22 protein-coding genes are annotated in these 24,468 nt (G+C 64.7%); 5 read left to right on the top strand and 17 right to left on the bottom strand.

Annotated elements, in window-relative coordinates; all coding sequences use genetic code 11:
* Positions 1-20: 20 nt before the first annotated feature.
* The 5 genes from AWB72_RS09325 to AWB72_RS09305 are packed head-to-tail and all read left to right on the top strand — an operon-like array spanning position 21 to position 8,250.
* Positions 21-3,242, top strand: a complete 3,222-nt coding sequence (locus AWB72_RS09325; protein WP_040049273.1) for an efflux RND transporter permease subunit — start codon at positions 21-23, stop codon at positions 3,240-3,242.
* Position 3,243: 1 nt separating this feature from the next.
* Positions 3,244-4,743 (top strand): efflux transporter outer membrane subunit, encoded by a 1,500-nt coding sequence (locus AWB72_RS09320; RefSeq protein ID WP_040049274.1) that lies wholly within the window; start codon positions 3,244-3,246, stop codon positions 4,741-4,743.
* Positions 4,740-6,071, top strand: a complete 1,332-nt coding sequence (locus AWB72_RS09315; RefSeq protein ID WP_040049275.1) for a paraquat-inducible protein A — start codon at positions 4,740-4,742, stop codon at positions 6,069-6,071. Before AWB72_RS09320 ends, AWB72_RS09315 begins: the two co-directional genes overlap by 4 nt.
* Positions 6,068-7,669: a PqiB family protein gene (locus tag AWB72_RS09310; RefSeq protein ID WP_040049276.1), complete on the top strand. Its 1,602-nt coding sequence runs from the start codon at positions 6,068-6,070 to the stop codon at positions 7,667-7,669. The genes AWB72_RS09315 and AWB72_RS09310 overlap by 4 nt, the downstream gene beginning before the upstream one ends.
* Entirely contained in the window at positions 7,669-8,250 is a 582-nt protein-coding gene (locus tag AWB72_RS09305) for a PqiC family protein (protein ID WP_040049277.1), read from the top strand. The genes AWB72_RS09310 and AWB72_RS09305 overlap by 1 nt, the downstream gene beginning before the upstream one ends.
* Positions 8,251-8,264: 14 nt before the next feature.
* Here AWB72_RS09305 and AWB72_RS09300 read toward each other — a convergent pair whose 3' ends face one another.
* The 17 genes from AWB72_RS09300 to AWB72_RS09220 all read right to left on the bottom strand — a co-directional run bounded on the left by AWB72_RS09300 (position 8,265) and on the right by AWB72_RS09220 (position 24,462).
* The gene (locus AWB72_RS09300) at positions 8,265-9,293 is read right to left on the bottom strand and encodes a hypothetical protein (RefSeq protein WP_040049278.1); all 1,029 of its coding nucleotides are present in this window, start codon (positions 9,291-9,293) and stop codon (positions 8,265-8,267) included.
* Positions 9,290-10,072: an enoyl-ACP reductase FabI gene (gene fabI, locus AWB72_RS09295; RefSeq protein WP_040049279.1), complete on the bottom strand. Its 783-nt coding sequence runs from the start codon at positions 10,070-10,072 to the stop codon at positions 9,290-9,292. Before fabI ends, AWB72_RS09300 begins: the two co-directional genes overlap by 4 nt.
* A complete protein-coding gene (locus AWB72_RS09290; protein WP_040049280.1) occupies positions 10,069-11,262 on the bottom strand; it encodes an acetate/propionate family kinase in 1,194 nt (397 codons plus the stop codon). The genes fabI and AWB72_RS09290 overlap by 4 nt, the downstream gene beginning before the upstream one ends.
* A 3-nt stretch (positions 11,263-11,265) precedes the next feature.
* The gene (locus AWB72_RS09285) at positions 11,266-12,204 is read right to left on the bottom strand and encodes a phosphate acetyltransferase (RefSeq protein ID WP_040049281.1); all 939 of its coding nucleotides are present in this window, start codon (positions 12,202-12,204) and stop codon (positions 11,266-11,268) included.
* Between the two features lie 11 nt (positions 12,205-12,215).
* A complete protein-coding gene (locus AWB72_RS09280) occupies positions 12,216-14,540 on the bottom strand; it encodes a DUF3141 domain-containing protein (protein ID WP_040049282.1) in 2,325 nt (774 codons plus the stop codon).
* Positions 14,541-14,706: 166 nt separating this feature from the next.
* On the bottom strand, positions 14,707-15,540 hold the full coding sequence (gene ppk2 / locus AWB72_RS09275) for a polyphosphate kinase 2 (protein ID WP_084592759.1): 834 nt from the start codon (positions 15,538-15,540) through the stop codon (positions 14,707-14,709).
* A gap of 11 nt (positions 15,541-15,551) precedes the next feature.
* Entirely contained in the window at positions 15,552-15,908 is a 357-nt protein-coding gene (locus AWB72_RS09270; protein WP_374728881.1) for an RNA recognition motif domain-containing protein, read from the bottom strand.
* Positions 15,908-16,117, bottom strand: coding sequence for a DUF2964 family protein (locus AWB72_RS09265; RefSeq protein ID WP_040049283.1), 210 nt, complete (start codon positions 16,115-16,117; stop codon positions 15,908-15,910). The genes AWB72_RS09270 and AWB72_RS09265 overlap by 1 nt, the downstream gene beginning before the upstream one ends.
* A gap of 44 nt (positions 16,118-16,161) precedes the next feature.
* The gene (locus AWB72_RS09260; protein WP_040049284.1) at positions 16,162-16,683 is read right to left on the bottom strand and encodes a hypothetical protein; all 522 of its coding nucleotides are present in this window, start codon (positions 16,681-16,683) and stop codon (positions 16,162-16,164) included.
* A 6-nt stretch (positions 16,684-16,689) separates the two neighbouring features.
* A complete protein-coding gene (locus tag AWB72_RS09255) occupies positions 16,690-17,277 on the bottom strand; it encodes a hypothetical protein (protein ID WP_040049294.1) in 588 nt (195 codons plus the stop codon).
* Between the two features lie 48 nt (positions 17,278-17,325).
* A complete protein-coding gene (locus tag AWB72_RS09250; protein WP_374728884.1) occupies positions 17,326-17,784 on the bottom strand; it encodes a glycine zipper domain-containing protein in 459 nt (152 codons plus the stop codon).
* A 370-nt stretch (positions 17,785-18,154) separates the two neighbouring features.
* Positions 18,155-19,150, bottom strand: a complete 996-nt coding sequence (locus AWB72_RS09245) for a 2-hydroxyacid dehydrogenase (RefSeq protein WP_040048949.1) — start codon at positions 19,148-19,150, stop codon at positions 18,155-18,157.
* Positions 19,151-19,180: 30 nt separating this feature from the next.
* The gene (locus tag AWB72_RS09240) at positions 19,181-20,770 is read right to left on the bottom strand and encodes an aspartate:alanine exchanger family transporter (RefSeq protein WP_040048950.1); all 1,590 of its coding nucleotides are present in this window, start codon (positions 20,768-20,770) and stop codon (positions 19,181-19,183) included.
* Positions 20,771-20,954: 184 nt separating this feature from the next.
* Complete coding sequence (locus AWB72_RS09235) at positions 20,955-21,896, bottom strand: 3-hydroxyacyl-CoA dehydrogenase (protein ID WP_040048951.1); 942 nt, start codon at positions 21,894-21,896, stop codon at positions 20,955-20,957.
* An 87-nt stretch (positions 21,897-21,983) separates the two neighbouring features.
* A complete protein-coding gene (gene kce, locus AWB72_RS09230) occupies positions 21,984-22,916 on the bottom strand; it encodes a 3,5-dioxohexanoate:acetyl-CoA acetone transferase (protein ID WP_040048952.1) in 933 nt (310 codons plus the stop codon).
* A 41-nt stretch (positions 22,917-22,957) separates the two neighbouring features.
* Complete coding sequence (locus tag AWB72_RS09225) at positions 22,958-23,764, bottom strand: SDR family oxidoreductase (protein ID WP_040048953.1); 807 nt, start codon at positions 23,762-23,764, stop codon at positions 22,958-22,960.
* A gap of 29 nt (positions 23,765-23,793) precedes the next feature.
* Positions 23,794-24,462 (bottom strand): GntR family transcriptional regulator, encoded by a 669-nt coding sequence (locus AWB72_RS09220; RefSeq protein ID WP_052449712.1) that lies wholly within the window; start codon positions 24,460-24,462, stop codon positions 23,794-23,796.
* Positions 24,463-24,468: the final 6 nt, after the last annotated feature.

The raw sequence follows: 24,468 nt of genomic DNA, 5'->3' as shown, positions 1-24,468 counted from the left end.
CAGAAAAGCGGAAAAGGCCAATGAACATCTCACATTTCTGCATCGACCGCCCGATCTTCGCCTCGGTCATCTCGATCATCATCACGCTCGGCGGCGCGCTCACCATGCTCGCGCTGCCGACCGCGCAATACCCGGACATCACGCCGCCGCAGATCACCATTTCCGCGACGTATCCGGGTGCGAGCGCGGAGGTCGTCGCGAACAACGTGGCCGCGCCGATCGAGCAGCAGGTGAACGGCGCGGACAACATGATCTACATGAGCTCGTCGAGTTCGTCGACGGGCAATCTGACGATCAATGCTTACTTCCAGATCGGCACGAATCCGGAACTCGCGCAGGTGGACGTGCAGAACCGCGTGAACCTCGCGCTGCCGCAACTGCCGCAATCGGTCACGGCGCAGGGCGTGCAGGTGCAGAAGAAGTCGCAGGCGTTCATGATGGTCGTCGCGATCTATTCGCCCGACGAACGCTACGACGCTACCTACATCGCCAATTACGCGAACGTCTACGTGCTCGATGCATTGAAGCGCATTCCCGGCGCGAATCAGTCGAGCATCTTCGGCACGCCCGACTACGCGATGCGCATCTGGCTCAAGCCCGACCGCATGGCGCAGCTCGGCATCACCGCCGCCGACGTGCAGCGCGCGGTCGCGAACCAGAACCAGCAGTTCGCGGTGGGCCGGCTCGGGCAATCGCCGACAGGTTCGCCCGTCGAGCAGTCGTTCGCCGTGACGACAACCGGGCGCCTCACCGAGCCCGCCGAATTCGAGAACATCATCATCCGCGCGGAATCCGGCGGCGCGGCCATCGTGCGCTTGAAAGACGTGGGCCGCGCGGAACTCGGGCAAAAGGATTACTCCATTCGCAGCCGCTTTCAGGGCAAATCCGCGACGGTGCTCGCCGTGTATCAGCAGCCGGGCGCGAACGCGCTCGACGTCTCGAAGCAGGTGCGCGCGCGTCTCGCGGAGATGAAAAAGACGTTCCCGGAAGGCATCGACTACCAGATCGCGATGGACACCACGGAGTTCACGCGCGCATCCATCTCGGATGTGGTGCATACGTTCTTCGAAGCCGTCGTGCTCGTGGTGATCGTGGTGTTCGTGTTCCTGCAAAGCCTGCGCGCGACGCTCATCCCGGTGCTGGCCGTGCCGGTGTCGATCGTCGGCACGTTCATGGGCATGGAAGCGCTCGGCTTCTCCATCAACATGCTGACGCTGTTCGGCATGGTGCTCGCCATCGGCATCGTGGTGGACGATGCGATCGTCGTGATCGAAAACGTCGAGCGCAACATGACCGTCCACAAGCTCGATCCGAAAACCGCCGCGAAACAGGCGATGGACGAGGTCGCCGGGCCGGTCGTCGCCATCGTGCTCGTGCTGTGCGCGGTGTTCGTGCCGGTGGCGTTCCTCGGAGGCATCACCGGGCAGATGTACAAGCAGTTCGCCATCACCATCGCGATATCGGTGGTGATCTCGGGCATCGTCGCGCTGACGCTTTCGCCCGCGCTCGCCTCGCTCCTGCTCAAACCCGGACATCACGAAAAGAAGGGCTTTTTCCGCTGGTTCGACAATCAGTTCACGCGCATGACGCACGGCTACACGCGCATCGTGCGGCTCGTCATCCGGCGATTCGTGATCGCGCTGCTGCTGTTCGTCGGCATGATCGCGCTCGCCGTCGTGATGATGCGCGACATTCCCACGGCCTTCCTGCCGCCCGAAGACCAGGGGTATCTGCTCGGCGCGGTCATCATGCCGGACGCGGCTTCGCTCGATCGCACGGGCGCGGTGTCCGACCGCGTGACCGAGTACTTCATGAAGCAGCCGGCGGTCGGCAGCATCGCGACGGTGGACGGCTTCAGCCTGCTCGACAGCCAGAACAAGAACAACGCATCGACGTTCTTCGTGGGGCTCAAGAGCTTCGACGACCGCTACACGTCCGCCAATATCCGCACACAGAACGCGCGCGCCGTGCTCGTCAATGCGTACAAGGCGCTTTCGCAAGTGCGCGAGGGCATTGTCGTGCCGCTCAATCCGCCTTCCATTCCGGGCCTGGGCACCACGGGCGGCACCGAAATGTGGATACAGAGCAAGGGCGATACGACCATCGCCCAGTTCGCGGGCATCGTGCAGGATTACGTCGCGAAGGCGAAGGCGAGGCCGGAGTTGACCGGCGTGACATCGACCTTCAACGCGTCGTCGCAGCAACTGCTCGCGGACGTGGATCGCGACAAGGCCGAGACGCTCGGCGTGCCCGTCGAAGACGTCTATAGCGCGATGCAAACGATGTTCGGCTCGCTCTATGTCTCGCAGTTCAACCGGTCGAGCCGCCTGTGGCAAGTGATTCTTCAGGCGGAGCCTTCGTATCGCCTGAAACCGGACGACCTCACGCAGATCTTCGTGAAGAGCAAGAACGGCAGCATGGTGCCGCTCAAGTCGGTGGTCAACACGCGCTACGTGACCGGCCCCGATCTCATCACGCGCTTCAACAACTTCCCGGCGGTGAAGATCACCGCGAACGCCGCGCCGGGCTATTCGTCGGGGCAAGTGATACAGGCGCTGGAGGAAGTCGCGTCGGGCTTGCCATCGGATTACGGCATCGCGTGGAGCGGCGAAGCGTTCGAGGCGAAGCAGTCGGGCGGCACGTCGGGCCTCGTCTTCGTGTTCGGGCTGATCATGGTGTTCCTCATTCTCGCCGCGCAATACGAGAAGTGGAGCCTGCCGCTCGGCGTGCTGATGGCCGTGCCCTTCGCCATCTTCGGCGCGCTGCTCGCCATTCTTTTGCGCGGCCTCGACAACGACGTGTACTTCCAGATCGGCCTCACGATGCTCGTCGCGCTGGCCGCGAAGAACGCCATTCTCATCTTCGAGTTCGCGGTGCTGAACGTGCAGTCGGGCAAGTCCGTGTTCGACGCGACCATGACCGCCGCCGAAGAGCGTCTGCGCCCGATCGTGATGACATCGCTCGCGTTCATTCTCGGCTGCGTGCCGCTCGCCATCGCGACGGGCGCATCGGCGAACAGCCGGCATTCCATCGGCACGGGCGTGATCGGCGGGATGCTGGGCGCGACGGTCATCGCCGTGTTCTTCATCCCGATGTTCTTCTGGGGACTCGAAACGCTGTCCGCGCGCTCGAAGAAGAAGAGCGGACAGACGCCCGCGGCGACGGCATCCGAACCGCCGCCGCGAACACCCGGCGGCAGCGGCCCGAACGCGACGCCGTCCGCTCCGGACAAGGGGCATTGACATGCGGCCCGACCGGTTCCTTCGCACCCTGGCGGGCGTGATCGCCGCCGCATCGCTCTCGGGCTGCCTGCTCGGGCCGAACTATTCGCGTCAGCCCGTCGAGACGCCGGCGACGTATCGCTTCGCCGCGACGGAAGTCTCCGATACCGCGAACACCGAATGGTGGAAGCAATTTCAGGACCCCGTGCTGGATCAATTGATCGAAACCGCGCTCGCCAACAACAAGGACGTGAAGATCGCGGCGGCGCGCGTCGAACAGTTCATGGGCCAGTTCGTCACCACGCGCTCCGCGCTCTTCCCGCAGATTTCGGCGGGCGCGGACGCCTCGCGCCAGCGCGCGTCGCAAGCCGGCGCCGTGCGGCTTCCGCCGGGCTTCGGGCCGGTCTACAACCAGTTCGATTTGTCGGTGTCGGCGGCGTGGGAACTGGACCTGTTCGGGCGCAATCGCCGCCTGACGGAGGCCGCACGCGCGAATCTGCTGTCGAGCGAAGAAGGACGGCGGGCGACGATTCTGTCGCTGGTGGCGTCGGTGGCGTCGTCGTATCTGAATCTGCGCAGTCTCGACAGGCAACTCGAAATCGCCAAGGCGACGACGCAAAGCCGCGCGGAATCGGTGCACGTGTTCACGCTGCGCTTCGAAGGCGGCGAAGTCTCGCAGATGGAACTCGCGCAGAGCCAGTCCGAATACGAAGCCTCACTCGCCACCATTCCTCAGCTCGAAACGCAGATCGCGCAACAGGAAGACGCGCTCTCCGTCCTGCTCGGCAGCAATCCCGGCCCGATCGTGCGCGGCCTCGACCTCGGCGCGCTCGCGACGCCCGTGATTCCGGCGGGCTTGCCATCGGACCTGCTGGAACGGCGGCCCGATCTGCTGCAGGCAGAGCAGGATCTAATCGCGGCGAATGCGCTGATCGGCGCGGCGCGTGCGCTCTACTTCCCGCAAATCTCGCTGACGGGGCTCTTCGGCACCGCGAGCACGCAGTTCTCGTCGCTCTTCACGGGACCGGCCCGCGTGTGGTCGTTCGCGGGTCAGGTGACGCAGCCCATCTTCACGGCGGGCAATATCTCGGGGCAGGTCGAGACCGCCGAGGCGCAGCAACGCGCGGCGCTGCTTTCTTACCAGAAGGCGATTCAGGTCGCGTTCCAGGAAGTCGATGACGCGCTCATCCAGTCGCAGAAACTGCACGAGCAACTCGAAGTGCAGGGCCGCCAAGTGACGGCGCTTTCCACCTACGCGCGTCTTGCGCGGGCGCGTTACGAAGGCGGCTATACGAGCTATATCGAAGTGCTCGATGCCGAGCGCAGCCTCTTCAATGCGCAATTGTCGGAGACGCAGACGCACGCGGCCGCGCTCGCTTCGTTCGTGACGCTTTACAAGGCGATGGGCGGCGGCTGGGTGATCGCCGCCGACAAGATGACGACGCAGACCGCGACGCAGACGGCGACCCCGCCCGCCGATGCGGCGAAGCCGGCCGCATCCGCCGCGCCGACGGTGCAATGAACACGGCGGCCACCGCTGCAATGCCCGGGCACGATCCGCACGACGATCGCGCGTTGATCGCGTGCCCCGAATGCGATCTCTTGCAGCACGAGCATCCGCTGCCGCCGGGCGGCGCCCTGCGCTGCTGCCGATGCCGCGCCGTGCTGTATCGCCGCCGCGCGCACGGCTTCGACCGCGCGCTCGCGTGCGCGCTCGCCGCCTGCGTGCTGTGGGTGATCTCGAACGCGTTTCCCATCGTCGGGCTGTCGGTCAATGGCGATCTCGTCGAAACGACGCTCATCGGCGCGGTGCGCGTGTTGTATCGCGACGGCATGTGGCCGCTCGCCGGCCTCATCTTCGTCACGACAATCTTGATGCCCGCCGTGCACGCGTTCGGCACCGTGTGGCTCCTGCTGCCGCTTCGCGTGCATCGCAGGCCGTATCGCGCGGACGCGGTCTTTCGCCTGCTGTGCATCGCGCGCGAATGGGGCATGACCGAAGTGCTGATGCTCGGCCTGCTCGTGGCGGTGGTGAAGCTCGCGCATATCGCGTCGGTGGTGACGGGGCCGGCGCTGTGGTCGCTCGCGGCGCTCATGCTGCTGCTCGTCGCGACGGCATCTTCGTTCGACGAACGCGCGATGTGGTCCGGCATCGGCGATGCGTCGCTCGCGCTGCCCGAAGGCGTGCCGCTCAAGGGCCGCACCGCGTCGGCGAGCGGCATCTGCGTGTGCCATGACTGCGGGCTGTCCACGCGCGGCGTGCTGCATCATGCGCACCGATGCTGCCCGCGCTGCGGCGCGCGCCTGCATCTGCGCAAGCCGGCGAGCCTCTCGCGCACGTGGGCGTATCTGATCGCGGCGGCGGTGCTCTACATTCCCGCGAACATGCTGCCGGTGATGAACACGAGTTCGCTCTTCGGCGCGCAGAAGGACACGATCATGAGCGGCGTCGTGTATCTGTGGACGTCCGGCTCGTGGCCGCTCGCGATCATCGTGTTCATTGCGAGCATCGCCGTGCCGATGCTCAAGATTCTCGCCATCGGCTATCTCGCCGCGAGCGTCAACTTGCGCATGACGCAGTACACCGCGCAGCGCGCGCGCATCTACCGCATCGTCGAGCTGGTGGGACGCTGGTCCATGCTCGATATCTACGTGATCGCCGTGCTCGTCGCGCTCGTGCAGTTCAGCGCGATGGCGACGATCGAAGCGGGGCCGGCGTCGATTGCGTTCGGCGCGGTCGTCGTGCTGACCATGCTCGCCGCGATGTCCTTCGATCCGCGCCTCATCTGGGACACGAGCGACGCACGACGCGAGCAGGATGCACGACACCACGAGGAGCACGCGACATGAGCTCCCCAGGCGACTTGCCCGATGCCGAAGTCGTGCCGAAGAAGCGCTGGCGCATCCCGTGGATTTGGGTGGTGCCGGCCGTCGCGGTGCTGATCGGCATCTGGCTCGCGGTGCAGACCGTGCTGGAGAAAGGCCCGACCGTGACGATCAGCTTCAAGACCGGCGAAGGGCTGGAGGCAGGCAAGACCAAGATCAAGTTCAAGGACGTGGAGATCGGCATCGTCAAGTCGGTGGTGCTCTCGAAGGACTACACGCGCGTGGTCGCCACGGCGGAATTGACGCGCGATACGGCCAACATGCTCGTCGACGACACGCGCTTCTGGGTCGTGCGTCCGCGCGTGGCGGGCGGCTCGGTGTCGGGCATCGGCACGCTGTTGTCGGGCGCGTATATCGGCATGGATATCGGGCGCGGCAAGGACGCGCGGCGCGATTACACCGGGCTGGAAACGCCGCCCGTGTTCGCGAGCGACGTGCCGGGGCGACAGTTCGTGCTGCGCGCGGCGGATCTCGGTTCCGTGGATGTCGGCACGCCGATCTATTTCCGGCGGCTGCAAGTGGGCCAGGTGACGGCGTTCGAACTCGACAAGGACGGCAGCGGCGTCACGCTGCACGTGTTCATCAATTCGCCGTACGACCGCTACGTGAACGCCGATTCGCGCTTCTGGCAAGCGAGCGGACTCGATGTCACGCTGAGCACCGACGGGCTGAAGGTCAACACACAATCGCTCGTGTCGATGCTGATCGGCGGCCTCGCGTTCGAAACGCCCGCCGCGTCGCTCAGTTGGGCGCAGGCGCCGGCCAATACCACCTTCACGCTCTTTCAGACGCGCTCGGAAGCGCTGCGCGTGCACGAGCACATCGTCGAGACTTACGTGTTCAACTTCACCGGCTCGGTGCGCGGCCTCGCGGTCGGCGCGCCGGTGGAGTTCCGGGGCATTCCCATCGGCGAGGTGGCGGCGATCAACACGCGCTTCGATCCGGTCACGCGGCAGATCAGCATTCCGGTGGAAGTGAAGCTGTATCCGGAGCGCTTCACGTCGCGCTTCGAGTCTGGGCCGAAGAAAGGCCGCCTGACGAACGATCCCAAAGCGCTCGCGAACTTTCTCGTCGCGAACGGTCTGCGCGCGCAATTGCGCACCGGCAGCCTGCTGACGGGTCAGCTTTATGTCGCGCTCGAATTCTTCCCGGACGCGAAGAAGGCGAGCATCGACTGGAGCCGCACGCCGCCCGAGATGCCGACGACGCCGAGCGGACTCGCCTCCCTGCAGGATTCGATCAACCGCATCATGACGCGCATCGACAAGCTGCCGATCGAGCAGCTCACCGCGAGCGCGCAGCAGACGCTCGACAACACGAGCGCCCTGATGCAGAACCTCAACACGCAAGTCGTGCCGCAGGCGACGAACACGCTCGCGGCTGCGCGCGCCGCGCTCGAAGCCGCGCATTCCACGTTGCTGCCCGGTTCGGGATTGCAGCAGGACACCACCGAGGCGATCCGCGAACTGACGCGCACGGCGGCTTCGTTCCGCAGCCTGGCGGATTATCTGCAGGAGCATCCCGAAGCGCTGCTGCGCGGCAAACCGGAGGACAAGAAGTGATGCGCGTTGCCTGCCTCTGTCTCGTGACGGCGGCGATGATCGCCGGATGCGCCTCGCCGCGCGCGAGCTTCTATCGGCTGAGCGCGGACCCGTCGTTGACGGCGATGACCGCGCAGCCGCCCGCGCGCACGATCATCGTGGGTCCGGTGACGGTGCCGGATCTCGTGGATCGTCCGCAGATCGTCACGCGCAACACGAACAACGAAGTCGCGCTCAACGAATACGCGCGCTGGGGCGAGCCGCTCAAAAGCAGCATCGCCGATGCGCTCGCCGGCGATCTCACGCTGCTGCTCGGATCGGACCGCGTGGCGGTGGCATCGCGCGCCATCGCGGATACGGATGCGTTGCGCGTGCGCGTCGATATCCAGCAGTTCGAATCCGTCACGGGCGAGTCGGTGCTGATCGATGCGCGCTGGACGATGCGCGGCATAAGCGACGGCGCCGGCGTGAGCGGCCGCTCGCTCGTGCGCGAACCGGTGAGCGGCCCGGACTACGACGCGCTCGTGGCCGCGCAAAGCCGCGCGCTGGCGCATGTGAGCCGCGACATCGCGGCGGCGATCGTAGGCACCGCCGGACCGTGACGACGCGCGGCGCGTTACAAGACCCAGCGGGCGGCATCGTCCAGAGCGGTTCCTGCGGGCGGCAGATCGCCCCGCGCGATCCGCACGAACTCGACCGCGCGCGTCTCGGGCGGCTGCATCGGCAAATGCGCGAGATTCAGCGTGAGATCGGCGGCGCGCTCGTTGCTGGCATCGTCGACGACCAGGTTCATCTGGTTCACGCGCAACGTGCGCTGCGTCACGCGAATGTGCGCGGCGGGATCGGCAAGCACTTCCATGAGCGCGCCGAGCTGTTGTTCGACCGCCTCCGCACGCGATCCGAGCGCGGCGAGCGCGGCTTCGTTATCGGCGATATCGCGTTCGAGGCGCGCGATGTCCGTCGAAGCATCGGCGGATAACGACGACGCACCGCTCAACCCCGACACGCCCGCGCCGCGCCTGCCGAGCATCTGCATGCGCGCCGACAGCAGCGCGTGTTCTTCGTGCAGCGCCTCGCGTCGCGCATCCTGCGCCGCGACGCGCGACATGCCTTCGAGCGCAAGCTGCTCGACGAGCCGCAGCACGATGTCGTGCCTGAGCGCGGCATCGGTTTCGTCGCAGATGCGGATGCGCTTGTCGTCGAAACTCACCGCGACGCGCGGCACGTCAGCGCGCATGACGCCGTCTTCTTCCCCGGCAGTCAGCACGCGCCGCTCGACGAAGCGGCTGCTCAGCACCGCACACGCATGATCCGCGACATAGTGCTCGTCGAACCAGCGGCGCAGTTCGTTCGACTGGCCGATGACGCGCGCGATGTCGTCGGCGGTGGCGAACATCGCGCGCAAGTGCGGATCGTCGGCCCACGCGGCGGGCGTGGCGTCGCGCGGCATCGGCAATGCATCGACGAGTCCGCGCACATAACGGAGCGTCGCGCCGACGGCCGTCGTGAGCCGCGCTTCGTACCGGTTCGCGAGCCGCACATGCGGCGCAATGCGCACGATGCGTTCGAGCGCCGCGCGCACGTCATCGCCAGACGCGCGCGCGTCGTCGTTCGAATGTCCGAACAGCCAGCCGATGATGCTCATGCCATGATGTGCACGCCGCCGTCCACATAGAGCGTTTCGCCCGACACGCGCCGCGCGTAGGGCGTTGCGAGGAACGCGCATGTGTAGCCGACGTCCATGATGTCGACGAGTTCGCCGAGCGGCGCGCGCGCCGCTGCTTCGGTAAGCAACAGGTCGAAGTCCTTGAGTCCGGACGCCGCGCGCGTCTTCAGCGGACCGGGCGATATGGCATGCACGCGCACGCCCTGCGGTCCGAGTTCGAACGCGAGATAGCGCGCGCAGGCTTCGAGCGCGGCCTTCACCGGACCCATGACGTTATAGTTCGCGACGACCTTGTTCGCGCCGTGATAGCTCATCGTGAACATCGTGCCGCCGTTTTTCATGAGCGGCGCCGCGAGCCGCGCCATCCGCACGAACGAGTGACACGAGATGTCCATCGCCGCCGCGAAGCCCTGCGCCGAGCAGTTCAGAAGACCGCCCTGAAGATCGTCCTTCGGCGCCCACGCGATGGAATGCACGAGGATATCGAGCGCGCCCCATTCACGGTCGATGCGCGCGAACACCGCATCGAGTTCGTCCTGACGCGACGCATCGAGCGGCATGAAGATCGGCGCTTCGAGCGCCTGCGCGAGCGGTTCGACGTGCGGCTTCGCCTTCTCGCCGGCATAGGTGATGGCAAGCTCCGCGCCCAGATCACGGAACGCCTTCGCGCAGCCGTAGGCAATGGAATGCTCGTTGGCGATGCCCGTCACGAGCGCCTTCGCGCCTTTCAGCGGCGGCGTCTGAACCTGCAGTGTCATGTCGATGCTCCTTGCGTCAGCGCGAGCGTATGACGCGCGATCATCAGCTCTTCGTTGGTCAGCACCACCCACGCGCTCACCTTGCTCGACGCCGTGCTAATGCGCGGGCCGCCGCGCTCGTTCGCGGCGTCGTCGAGTTCGATGCCCCACCATCGCGCTTCGTCGCACACGCGTCGCCGTATTTCCGCCGAATGTTCGCCGATGCCTGCCGTGAACACGACCGCATCGAGGCCATGCAGCGCGGCGGCCATCGATCCGAGCTCGCGGCAAATGCGATACACATAAAGATCGATGGCGAAGCGCGCGCGAGGATCGTCGGCGGCGAGCAGCGCGCGCATGTCGCCCGAGATGCCCGATACGCCGAGCAATCCCGAGCGCCGATACAGCAGGTCTTCGATCTCGCGCGCGTTCATGCCGAGTTCGTCGAACAGATAGAGCACGACGCCGGGATCGAGACTGCCCGTGCGCGTGCCCATCATGAGGCCGTCGACGGCGGTGAAGCCCATCGTGCTCGCGACGCTCTTGCCATCGAGCATCGCGCAGAGGCTCGCGCCGTTGCCCAGATGCGCGACGACCGTGCGCCCCGCCGCCGCATCGGGCGCGATCCGCGGCAGCGCGCTCGCGATGTATTCGTACGAGAGACCATGAAAGCCGTAGCGACGAACGCCCATCTTCGTCACCGATTCCGGCAGCGCAAACGCCTGCGCGAGCGGCGCTTGTGTGGCGTGGAACGCCGTGTCGAAACACGCGACTTGTGGCATCGACGGATTGCGTTCGGCAACGATGCGAATGGGCTTCAGATTATGCGGCTGATGCAGCGGCGCAAGCGGCGTGAGCGTGTCGAGTTCCGCGACGACATCGGCGGTGGCGAGCACCGGCTGCGTGAAACGCGCGCCGCCGTGCACCACGCGATGCCCCACCGCGACCAGCCGGTGCCCTTCGCCATGCGAGCGCAAAAAGTCCGCGATATGCGCGATGGCTTCCGCGTGCCGCAGCTTCTCGCCATCGCCCCAAGCGTGCTCGCCGGTCTTTTGACCGTGGGCGTCGAATGCGATGAAGCGCGGCGAACTGAAAAGCCCTTCCGCCTGCCCGTGCGTGACGAGCGCGAGACCATCGGGGCCGTTCACGTCGAACGCGCAGAACTTGATGCTCGACGAACCGGCATTGAGAACCAGAATGACGTCGGCCATGTTTCACCCCAGCAATTGCGTTTCTTCCCGGCGCTTGGCCGCGACGAGCGACGCCACCGCGCACGACGCGAGCCGCGATTGCAGCGTATCGGCGCGGCTCGTGAGGATGATCGGCACGCGCGCGCCGAGCACGATGCCCGCCGCATCCGCGCCCGCGAGAAACGACAGGCTTTTCGCGAGCATGTTGCCCGCTTCGAGATCCGGCACGAGCAGCACGTTCGCGCGGCCCGCGACGGGCGAATCGATCTTCTTGGTCCGCGCGGCTTCGGGATCGATCGCGTTGTCGAGCGCGAGTGGACCGTCGACGAGCGCGCCCGTGATCTGATGCCGGTCCACCATCTTGCAGAGCGCGGCGGCTTCCAGCGTCGACGGCACTTTCGGGTTCACCGTCTCCATCGCGGAGAGAATCGCCACGCGCACTTCGGCCATGCGCACCGCGTGACCGAGATCGATCGCGTTCTGCAGGATATCGACCTTGTCCGCGAGCGTCGGCGCAATGTTGATCGCGGCATCGGTAATGATGAGCACGTTCTCGTGACCCGGCACGTCCATGATGAAACAGTGGCTCACGCGCCGCGCGGTGCGCAGCCCGCCTTCGCGCGCGACGACGGCGGCCATCAGTTCGTCGGTGTGCAGGCTGCCTTTCATCAGCGCTTCCGCCTTCGCTTCGCGCACCAGTTCCACCGCCCGTTGCGCGGCGGCATGGCTGTGCGGGGCATCGACAAGCGGAAAGCCGGCGATGTTCAGCCCGAACTCTTCCGCCACTTCGCGGATGCGCTCGCGCGGCCCGACGAGCAGCGGCTCGATCAGCCGCATACCGGCCGCTTCGACCGCGCTTTCCAGCGATGTGCGGTCGCACGGATGCGCGATGGCCGTCTTGAGCGGCGGCAGCGTCTGGCAGATCGCGATGAGCTTCTGATACTTCTCGTGCGTATGCTCCATGTTCACTCCCGTCAATGCGTCTGCACCGATCGTTTCGCTGGCTTCGTCGCGCGCGCGGGCGGCATCGGCAGCGCGGCGCGGATGCGCGCAAGCATCTCGCGCTGCGCGGCGCTCGGCTCCGTGCTCTGCATGCGGCTATCGGCGAGCAGCGCATCGATGAGCGTCAGGAGCTTCTTGCGCTCGTCGGCATCGGCGAGGAGATCGGGTAACGTCGCGAGCGCCTGCTGCGGTTCGAGACGCACGATGATCTCCTGCTCGCCGCGCAGACGACGCCACGCATCGGGCTGCATCTGCGGCATGTATTGCGCGTAGTCGTGCGTCAATTCCTGGCGCAGCAGCATGCGGGCAAAGGGCACCGGCTCGTCGTGCTCCATCAGAAGACACGCGATGCGCGCGAGCGCTTCCGCGTAACCGCCCTTCGCGATGCCCGCCAGCGCGTCCTGCACGAACGGCAGATCGCGCGGATTGGCCGGTTCGTTCGGATGCTCGCCGGACGGTATGGCCTGATCGTGATGCGCCGAGAACAGCGTGCCGTAGAGCGAGAAGAAGAGGCTTTCGGTGGCGGCGTCGCGCATTGCACGATAAAAGTCGAGGCCCGCGCTCACCATGTCCGATCCGCAATGCTCCGCGTCGCGCCACGCGTTTTTCGCGGCGTCCGGCTTGCGCGCGGCTCTCACCGCGTCCGCTGTCGGGCCGAGCCAAGCGAGCCACGGATTGAGGTCGGAGCACATCCAGCGCTGCGCGCGCAACGGATGAAACTGCCTGAAGAACGTGGCGGTCACGTCGTTGGACATCGCCTGAACGAAAGGCTGCGCGAACAGCTCGTACGCGCGCTGATTGAAGTCCGATACTTGTTGCACCGCCTGAAACGGTAATTCGTCGATACGCTCGAAGCGATTGAAGCGCGCAACCACGTCTTCCAGCCGATGCTCGCGGAAAGACACGTCGTATTCGGTCGTGCCGTTCGCGCTCTTGCGCTCGGCGATCTCCATGCCGTACAGCCCCGGCGGAAATGTTTCGATCGCCTCCAGCACCGATGCGATCTGCGTGTACTCCTTCTTCGCGACCTTGCCGCTCACGAAGATGCCGAGATGGCCGATATCCTGATGCATCAACCCGACGATCACCTGTCCGCGCGCCTTGATCTCCTCGGTGCTGCGATAGATATCCGCGACCCAGTTGAACGCCTGTTGCGGCGGCGTGATGTTGTCGCCGAGCGATGCGAACAGAATGATCGGCGAGCGGATCGCGCGCAGATCGAACGATGCGCCTTCCATGCCGCGCACTTCGCCCGACCATAGCTTGTTGCCGACGAAGAGATTGCGCGTGATCCATTCGATCTCGTCGCGGTTCATCAGGTAGTAGGCGCCCCACCATCGTTCGAAGTCGAGAAAGCGCGGCGGTTCCGTGTCGATGTTCGCGAACAGGTGGTAGTACTTGTCCCACAGGCTGTTTGCGGGATTGAGCGACTCGAAGTTCTGCACGAGATGCGCGCCGTCGAACCTGCCGTTGCCCAGGTCCGCCGTGAACGACGCGAGCCACGTACCGCCCAGCATGCCGCCGGAATAGCGCATGGGGTTGTCGCCCTCGCCTTCGCTCCATGCGCCGCTCCAGTACGACATCGGTGCGCCGTTGATGACGAGCGGACCCGTTTCGTCCGGCTCGGAACTCGCGAGCATCATCGCGGCCCAGCCGCCCTGGCAGTTGCCGACGATCGCGGGCTTCGGGCTCTCGGAATGCCGCTCGCGCACGTGCTTGACGAAGCGCTGCTCGGCGGCGCAGACATCGAGCAAGGTCTGGCCCGGCTGCGGATCGCGGAAGAACGTGACGAAGTAGACCGGATGCCCCGCGCGCAATGCGACGCCGACTTGCGAATCGTCCTTGAAGCCGCCGATGCCGGGACCGTGGCCCGCGCGCGGATCGATGATGAGATACGGCCGCTTCGTATCGTCGATGACGACGCCTTGCGGCGGCACGATACGCAAGAGCGCGTAATTCACCGGGCGCGCGAAACCGCGTGCATCGAGAAGCATCTCGTACTCGAAATGCAGCACCGGTTCGGAGCCGCGCTGCGCGCGTTCGACGAACTGGTTGCCGCGCTGGCGCAGCGTGTCCCAGAAGAGAATAGAGCGCTGAAAGACATCGACGGCGTAGTCGTATGCATTTGGCTGCGCCGGCATGGAAGCACTGGCCGCGCCGTTGTCGAGCCACGTCTTGCTGGCGGCGCGAATGCGCTCGCCGTATTGCTGCTGCGCGGTTTGCGCGCGCTTTTGGAACACTCGTGCGACCTTGCCCGCGATTTCCTGGCTGCGGGCGAACTGGACGGCATACGTCATGCGTGACCTCCGCAAGAGATTGAGAGGGAAACGCTTACATTAGATGCAGGGCCGGATGATGGCGACGCAAGTACGCATGAATATCATCGACAAAACCCATGCGCAACGTTGCACCGGCGCGATGTCATCGTCGTTGAGCTACATCAAGGACTGGTCGATGCCGCGTTCAAAACGGCTCCGGCACGTAACGCAAGGGCCGCTCGTTCTCGCGATAGCCGTCGGGCTTCTGGCGCTTCGGCAGCTTCACCTTTTCGCGGGGCACGGCGCTGTAAGGAATGTTCGTCAGCAGGTGGGTGATGACATTGAGACGCGCGCGCCGCTTGTCGTCGGAACGCACGACGTACCAGGGCGCGTGTTCCGTATCGGTCGCGGCGAACATGTCGTCGCGTGCGCGCGAGTAGTCGTACCAGCGGCTGTAGGATCGAAGGTCCATCGGCGAGAGCTTCCAGATCTTGCGCTCGTCGTGGATGCGCGCTTCGAGACGGCGCGTCTGTTCTTCCTGCCCGACTTCGAGCCAGTATTTCAGCAGGATCACGCCTGAATCGATGATCGCCTGTTCGACGAGCGGCACGCCGTGCAGAAAGGTCTCGACCTGCTCCTGCGTGCAGAAGCCCATCACGCGTTCGACGCCCGCGCGGTTGTACCAGCTACGGTCGAAGAGCGTGATTTCGCCCGCTGCGGGCAGATGCGGCAGATAGCGCTGCATGTACATCTGCGTCTTTTCGCGGTCGGTCGGCGCGGGCAGCGCGACGACACGGAACACGCGCGGGCTCACGCGTTCGGTGATCGCGCGGATGGTGCCGCCCTTGCCCGCGCCGTCGCGTCCTTCGAACACGACGCAGATTTTCGCGCCGGTATGAACGACCCATTGCTGCACTTTCACGAGTTCGACGTGCAGGCGCGCGAGTTCCTTTTCGTAGGCCTTGGCGCTCAGCCGCTCATGCCCGCTCGCGCGTTCGTGCGTGCGTTCCGGCTCCGCGATCGCATCGTGGTGGTTCATGTATGTTCCCCTCAACGCTCGTGGCGCTCGGGCATGACCTGCACCACGAGCGTGCGATCCTTCCATAGCATGTTGTGCAGGCGCGGCTGAAAGCGGCGAAGCACATGCGGCTCGACGGAGTCGAACGTCACGACCGCCGCCGGATGTTCGCCCGTGCCGCGCACGCGTCTGATGGAATCGAAAGAAGGGAACCCGTACTTACAGAGGAACTCGCGGATCTCGTCATCGGTCGTTTCCTCTTCGACATTGCCAAGCCAGAGATCGCCCATTGCGAAGCCCTCCATCGCATGCGGGACGTGCGCCGCCGCGTTGATCAGCATCCCGCTTCTATAGCCTAGTACACAATCGTGGCCATCACGACGATTCATCACGACTCGTCGCCGCTCCCCTGCTTGCGCTGCGCGAGCGGATTCAGCGCCGCCACGAACACGACGATGCCCGCGCCCAGCGCGACCATTCCATAGCGGAACTCGGGCCGCACGTCATAGATCAAGCCGTGAATGGTTCCGTACAGCCCGCCCAGCCAGATGAACACGCCAATGGCCGCGATCACCATTCGAAGCTCGTCTCGTCTCATCCATGCCTCCGTGGCGCACTCCGCCGCACCGCATCCGCCACGACTCACAACACGTTCCGCTGGCTCGGGTCGTAGCGAGGATCGGGCTGCTTCTGCGTCTGCCTGAGCACGCCGTCCTTGTCGAAATAGAAATGGAAGAGCAGATGGTCGATGTTGTTTTCGACATACCGATACGACCACACTTCGCGGTCCATGCGCTTGAAATACGACGTTTCGAACGGCCGGCCGAATGCGGTCAGCACGTCGTTGCGCGTCCACTTGCCGACCTCCGCGCGATAGAACTCCTTGTCCTGAAGCACTTGCCGCACACTGACGACCTTGCCCGATGCATCGATATCGACGGCTGTGGTCGTGGAACCCATCGGCTGTGTCGGCCACATCAGCCGCTTGCCGCCGCCGGGCAACTCGTAGCTTTCCTTAGGCGCACCGAGACGCGCGACGATCGCCTGCTGATCCATCCCCGCATCCACGCGCGCTTCCTGCTGCGCGCAAGCGGCAAGCATCAGCACCGCGGCAGTGCTCAGGCTCACACCATGCCGGCGCGCCAATAAAAGGCCCTTTCTCATGGCACTTTATTTGCGCATCGCAGGATCGACGGAAATGGCCAGCGCTTCGGTGTACACCGCCTTCACCTGATCGCCCTTCTTCACGCGCTTCAAGCGCTCGGGGTCCGACACGACCACATCGACCGTCTGCCCGCGCGGACCGCGCAGCGTCACGGTGTTCGCGTGGCGATCGACGGCCACGACATCCGCGATGATCGTCACTTCGCGACCGATCTCGCCGCCCGGTTTCGCACCCTGCGGCGCGCGCGCTTCGATCTCTTTCTCGGAACGCTTCACGTCGGTCTTCGTATCGACGAGGCTCAGGCTGAGCGATTCGCGATACTGCGCCGTGACGACATCGCCGACCACGAGCTGATCGAAGTTGCGCGCTTCATTCGTCACCTCGAGTTCCAGCACCTTTCCCGCTTTCGTCTTGAGCGTGACGGTGCGCGTGGCCGGATCGATGCCGACGATCGTCGCCGTGACCTTCGCCACGCCCTGCACCGTGGCGCCGTGCTGTCCACGCTCGATGCTCATGTCCGTTTCGGGCTCGGCGGACAGTGCGCTCGTGCAAAGCACAAGACATGACAGCAGAAGCAGACTCGTGCGCCTCATCATCTCGCTCCTTCTACATGGCTTCAAAGCCGCTGCGTGGATTAAACGTCATTGAATCGAATAGCCGCGTCCCTGCATGCAGGCGGCCCACGCGCGGTAATACGTGCTCATCGCGCCCTGGCTTTGCGCCTGCGCGTTGGCTTGCTGCTCGCGCCGGTTCTGACGCGCGCGCACGCCGCCCGCCATCGTGCCGGCGGTGGCGCCGATGGCCGCGCCCTTGCCCGCATCGCCCGCAATCGCGCCGATGACCGCGCCGCCCGCCGCGCCGCGCGCAGCACCGCCCACGCGTTCGCCGCCGCCCACGGCAGGCCCGCTCGGCGGTGGCGGCGCCGCCGATGCCGTCGCCGGATCGATGCCCGTATTGCTCTTCGCCCAGCTATAGCAGGCGCCATCGTCCTTCTGCTGTTGCTGCGCGCTCTGTCCTTTCGACGGATACGCGATCGGCTTGCCTTGCGCCATCACATCGAGCGTCAAAACCGCGATCACGATGGCGCAACTCACTCGCATTCTCTTTGCGTTCATGCCCACTCCTTGCCTTCCTTCTCTATTGCGACGAACGTACTTCAACGGCGGCGCATTTGCGCCACTACTCTTCTGATACACCACGCCGTTGCCGTTGACAATGACAGTCATGACGCCGCGCTCACCATTGCACAGGAAAGCGCATGCGATAAGCGTGATAGAGCGTCGACCGGTTTCGGTCTCTGAAATAATGCGAGTCGGTTCGATGAGAGGTGCGAACGGTATCGTCGATTATCTTTGCAGCAGCGTGCCGAAAACGGCGTCGATAGCCGCCATTGATCGCGGATTCAGTTTGAAGATATGCAAACGCCGTGGCTTATTCAAGGCCACGACGCACACGCCGCGCATCGACTTGTCAGCTTGCCTTTACTTCATTCACGAGCGGCTCGTTTCGCTCGAAGGCACTCACGCTTTGCAGCGTCGTTTCGCAAATGGTCGTCAGCGCTTCGCGGGTCAGATAGGCCTGATGTCCCGTCACGATGACATTCGGAAATGAGACGAGACGCTGCATCACATCGTCCTGAATGATTTCATTCGACAGGTCGCGAAAGAAAAGACTGCCTTCCTGCTCGTACACGTCGATGGCGAGGCCGCCCAACTGTCCGCTCTTCAATGCCCCGATGACCGCCTCGGTATCGATCAGCGCGCCGCGGCTCGTGTTGATGAGCAGCGCGCCGGGCTTCGCGCGTGCGAGCATGCCGGCGTTGATGATGTGATGCGTCTGCGGCGTCAACGGACAATGCAGGGAGATGATGTCCGCCTTCACGCCGATTTCGCCAGGCTCCGCATAGCGGCAGCCGAGCGCTTTGAATTCCGCCGACGGATACGGGTCGAAGCCGATCACCTCGCATCCGAAGCCGAGCATGATCTTCGCGAACACGCAGCCGATCTTTCCCGTGCCGACGACCGCGACCGTCTTTCCGTACAGATCGAAGCCGATGAGTCCATCGAGCGAGAAGTTCGAATCGCGCGTGCGGTTGTACGCGCGATGCACCTTGCGGTTGATCGCGAGCAGCAGCGCGACGGCGAACTCCGCCACGGAATAAGGCGAATACGTGACCACGCGCACGACCTTCATGCCGAGCCGCGCCGCCGCTTCGAGATCGACGTTATTGAAACCCGTGCAGCGCAACGCGACGAGACGCGTGCCGCCGCGATGCAGCGCTTCGAGCGCGCGCGCATCGGCCTTGTCGTTGACGAAGATGCAGACCGCGCCGAAGCCGTTGGCGAGACCGGCGGTATCGTGATCGAGCAGCACGTCCAGATATCTGAGCGCGTGGTGCTCCGACTGGTTCGCTTCATCGAGAAACTTGCGCTCGTAAGGCGTCGAACTGAAGATCGCGACTTCCATGATGGCCTCCCTGAAAATGTCGATACGGCTTTAGCCGCTCGCAAGCGATATGGCGATCTGAACGAAAAGCACTTTCACGATGGTCATCGACGGAAAAATCATCGCGTACATGATGTCGGGCTGCTCGGTCGGCGCAATGCGATTCGCGAATGCGAGGATGGCCGGGTTGCCCGTCGCGCCGCAGATCACGCCGGCGGTGGTATCGAACGGCAGCCTGAAAATCCACAGGCAGCACGCCGCCGTGACGCTCACGAGCACGGCCAGCGTGATCGCGCCATAGAGCAGCAGCAGCGGCCCGGCCGTGCCGACCGTCGCGATGAACTTCGGCCCGCACGATATGCCGACCTGCGCGAGAAAGATCGTGAGCCCGAGATTGCGCAGCACGAGGTTCGCGGAAAGCGGCATGACCCACACGAAAGGCCCGTTGCGCCGCAATTTGCCGAGACACAGCGCGAGCAGCAGCAGCGCCGCGAGGCCGAGGCTGAAGGAGCCGAGACCCGGCACGGGCAGCGGCAGCGCGCCGATCAACAGCCCGGCGGCCGCGCCGATGCCGAGGCAAATGAAGCTCAAATCAGCGGTGCCTTTGATGGAGTCGCCGAAGAACGCGCGTATCGTCGCCTGATGCGCGCGGTTGACGAGCAGCCCCACGCGATCGCCCGCTTCGATCACGAGATCGGGCGTGGAAAGCAGATCGGCGTCGCCGCGCCGGACATGCGCGATCGCGCACTTCACGCCATCGGGAAAGCGGATGTTGCCGAGCGCCATGCCGACCACCGCCGGATTCGATGCGAACACGCGCATATAGTCGAGGTCTTCACGACGGCTCGTCACGCGGCCCGGCTGCAACTCGCCGCATAGCGCGGTGGCCTGTTCGAGCAGCCGGCGGTCCGTGGCCGTGGCAAGCAGGACATCGTCGGAGCGCAGGACGAAGTCATCGGCGGGCAATTGATTGTGGTGCTCGCGACGCACCGCTGCAATCGCGACGCCCGCAGGCAAGCGCGCCGTGAGCGCCGCAATGGTGAGGCCAAAAAAGCTCTCGTTTCTCAGCGCGATTTCGGCGGTTTCGAGCACCTTCGCCGGCGGCTTCTCGATCGTCGCCTTCAGCATGACCTTCAGCGCGTAGAGAAACAGAATGGGCCCGGCCACGCCGAACGGATACGCGACGCTATAGGCAACGGCGGCGTCGTTGCTTTTCATCGATGCAATCGCGACTTGCAGGCTTGCCGTGCTCGTGCCGCTGCCGGCGAACATGCCGAGCGAATCGGCGAGCCTGATGCCGAGCGGAATGAACGCGCATGACACGAGGCCCGAGGCGATCACGCCCACGCATGCGGCCGCGTTCGCCTTTGCGCCGTCGCGGCTCGTGAGGCCCTTGAAGAACTGCGCGCCGTATTGAATGCCGATTCCGTATAGAAAGAGCAGCAGCCCCAGCGTGCCGAGCAGCGCGGGCGGCGCCGACTTCGGCGCGAACGCACCCACGGCGAGCCCGACGAACAGCACGGCCCCGGACCCGAGCGCGACGCCCTTGATATTGATCTCGCCGATCAGATAGCCGAGCGCGATGGTGAGAAACAGCGCGAACAGCGACTGATTTTCGAGGAACGTCCTGACTGCATCCATGCTGCCTCCCGTCGATCTTGCCGTCCTGCCTGCAAACATTAAAGACGCTCGACGGGGCGCAGTCCAGATTCATTGACTGCGATGATTCGGTTTTCGACACAATCACGAGCGGCGCATCGAATGTTCAAACGTGCCGCTCGCATTGAACGCTACCCATGCGCTTACATCATCGCGCGAAGATGGTTCAACCCTTCTCTTCCAGCGACCGCCGATGCGCAAGCAGCGCCATCAATCGACGATCCCGCCAGCGGCTGCGCTCTTCGATGCGGTCCCGATCCAGCACCGCGCGGCGTTCGGCGTCGAGCCGCGTGAGCGTTTCGTCGGACCAGTGAAACGGCGTGCGCGTCGCCGCGATGCTGCGATATGTGCCGCCATACCGCGACGCATAATCCGCGACGCCGCCGGGCGCGTTCAGGTCGATCGTCTCGAACGGACCCATGAACGACCAGCGCATCGCGAGGCCATCGCGCATGACGGTATCGAGGTCGGCTGCGCTCGCATAGCCTTGTTCGTAGAGACTCAACGCTTCGTCGAGCACGGCGCCTTGCAAGCGGTTGAGCAAGAACCCCGAAATTTCACGATTGACGATAACCGGCTTTTGCCCCGCCTCTTCGTATAGCGCGCGCGCACGCTCCAATGTATGCGGCGCGGTCCACGGCGCGCCGCACAGCTCAACGAGCGGCACGAGCGAGGGCGGATTCACCGGGTGCGCCACGAGACAGCGCGCGCGGCCTGCCAACTCTTCGGTGAACGTCGATGCAGGCAGTCCCGATGTGGAACTCGCGAGCAGCGCATCGGGCTTCGTCAGCCGGTCCAGATCGGCGAACAAGGCGCGCTTCGCTTCCACGACTTCGGCGATATTCTCTTGCACGAGGTCCGCATCCGCGACGGCTTGCGCCAGCGTCTCGCATGCGCTGATGCGCGCGACAATGGTATCGACGGCTTCGTCGATCAGACCGAACGATGCGAGATCCTCCACGCTTGCGCGGATCGCCGGGATCGCGCCCGCGAGCATGTCGGCCGATGCATCGTGAATCCTGACGGTGAAGCCGTTGCGCGCGAACACGATGGCCCACGCGCGGCCAATGCGACCCGAACCGATGACCGCGACGTTTCTTCCTTGCATTCGATTGATCCTCGATGGTTGCGGGTCGCCGCGTTGACCGCGGCCAGCACGACGCGCCCTGCACTGTCGTTCACGAAGCGTCGCGCATCAGAAGTTGGTGTCGCTCGCGCCCTTGAGTTGCAGCATTTCGCGCGCTTCGTCCGGCGTGGCGATATCGAGCGACAATCCTTCGATCACCTGCCGGATCTTGCGCACTTGCGCGGCGCTGGATTCCGCGAGCTTGCCCGGTTCGATCCACAACGAATCTTCCAGGCCCACGCGCACGTTCGACCCCTGCGCGACGCCCATCGAGCCGAGCGCGATCTGATTGCGGCCCGCACCGAGGATCGACCAGACATAGTCCTTGCCGAACAGGCGGTCCGCGGTGCGGCGCATATGCGCGAGGTCTTCGGGATGCGGGCCGATGCCGCCCAGCAAGCCGAACACGCTCTGCACGAAGAACGGCGGCTTCGCGAGCCCGCGATCCACGAAATGCGCGAGGTTATACAGATGCGAGATGTCGTAGCACTCGTACTCGAAGCGCGTGCCGTTCGCGCTGCACGAAGTGAGGATGTATTCGATATCCGCGAAGGTGTTCTTGAACACGAGATCGCGGCTGTTTTCCAGATGCTTGCGCTCCCACTCGTATTTGAATTCCTTGAAGCGATCGAGCATCGGATAAAGGCCGAAGTTCATCGAGCCCATATTGAGCGATGCCACTTCCGGCTTGAAATGATGCGCGGGCTTCAATCGCTCCGCGACGGTCATGTGCGGACTGCCGCCCGTCGTGATGTTGATGACCGCGTCGGTTCCCGCCTTGATACGCGGCAGAAACTCCTGGAACACGGCGGGGTCTTGCGTGGGATGGCCGTCGTTAGGATCGCGCGCGTGAAGGTGAATAATCGCCGCGCCTTCCTTGGCCGCCGCGAGCGCCGCATCGCCGATCTGCTGCGGCGTCAGCGGAAGATACGGCGACATGGAGGGCGTATGGATCGCACCGGTCGGCGCGCATGTGATGATGACCTTGCGTTTGTTTGCCATGTGAGTCCTCTTGGGTCCTTTTGTCCTCGTGGGTCTTCAGTTCAAAGCACTTCGACGTTGCCGCATACCGATATGGCTTGCCCCGAGATGCCGCTGCCCGCGGGCGAGCATAGAAAGAGCGCGGTGGCGGCGACTTCTTCGGGCGTCGTCATGCGGCGCAGCGAAATCTTCGCGAGATACTGCTTCTCCATCTCCTCGTACGGGAGGTTCATCTGCTTCGCGCGCGCCGCGATCACGCGTTCGATGCGCGGCCCCTTCACGACGCCCGGCTGTACCGCGTTGACGCGGATGTTCGTGGGACCGAGTTCGATCGCGAGACTCTTCACCATGCCGACCACGGCCCACTTCGTCGCCGCATACGGCGTTCTGAACGCATAGCCGAGCCTGCCCGCCACCGACGACAACGCGATGATCGTCCCGCCATGCGGGGCATGACGCAGAAGCGGCACCGCGCGCCGCGCGAAGTAGAACTGCGCGTTGAGATTCACGTCCACGGTGTCTTCCCACTCCTCGACGCCGATCTCTTCGATACCGCCCGTCGGTCCCGCGATGCCCGCGTTGTTCACGAGCACATCGAGGCCGCCGAGCTGGCTTTCCACATCGCCGAAGACGCGTTCCACCGCATCGCGGTCCGACACATCCGCGAGCGTCGCGGTAATCGGATTCAGCTCGGCGCGGGCTTCGGCTTTCGCGAGCGCATCGATGGCGTCGGGGCTTGCATCGCAGACATGCACGCGTGCGCCCGCATCGATGAAAGCGCGCGCGGTCACAAGCCCGATGCCCGATGCGCCGCCCGTGATGAGCACGCGCAAGCCCGCCTGCGGTTTCAACATCTGAAGAACCGTCATTCCTCGCCTCCCTATTGTTATTCGTGATCCTAAGCGCTTGCCTTCTTGCTGCTATCTTTGCTGGCTTGCTCCGCGCCTTGCAGGCGCTCCGCGATGTCCGCCGCCGCATCGCCGATATCTTCTTCAATACCCGCACGCGCGCCTTCGCCGTCGCCACGCCAAAGCGCCTCGACGATATGACGATGCGCGGTCATCGAGCGGCGCATGTGCGGGATATCGGGTGCGACGAGATTCAGGAACGGACCGATGCGCATCCACAGGTTCTTGATCGTCGCGAGCGTGATGTCGCTTGCGCCGTGCGTGTAGATGGCGATGTGAAATTCGAAGTTGCTGCGCAAATAGGCGGGGCCGTCGCCGGCTTCGACATGCGCGTCCATCACGTCATAGACGGCTTGCAGCGCGGTGAGATGCTCACGCGTCATGCGCGACGCCGCGCGCTTCGCCACCGCGCCTTCGAGCGCGATGCGCACGTCACGCAGTTCGCCGAGCAGTTCCAGCGTCATTGGCGGGACCATCAGCGCGCGGCCGGGTCCGTCGATGAGCGCGCCTTCCGCCTGCAAGCGTGTAAGCGCCGCGCGCACCGGCATGGTCGAGGAACCGACGGCTTCCGCCACGCTGCGCAAGCTCAACAACTGGCCCGGCGCGAAGCGGCCGGTCATGATCGCCTCGCGCAATTGCGCATAGACGCGGCCCGCCATGGTTTC

The sequence above is a fragment of the Caballeronia concitans genome (assembly GCF_001544615.1).
Lineage (GTDB): Bacteria > Pseudomonadota > Gammaproteobacteria > Burkholderiales > Burkholderiaceae > Caballeronia > Caballeronia concitans.
This window is presented reverse-complemented; position numbering and strand designations above follow the sequence as displayed.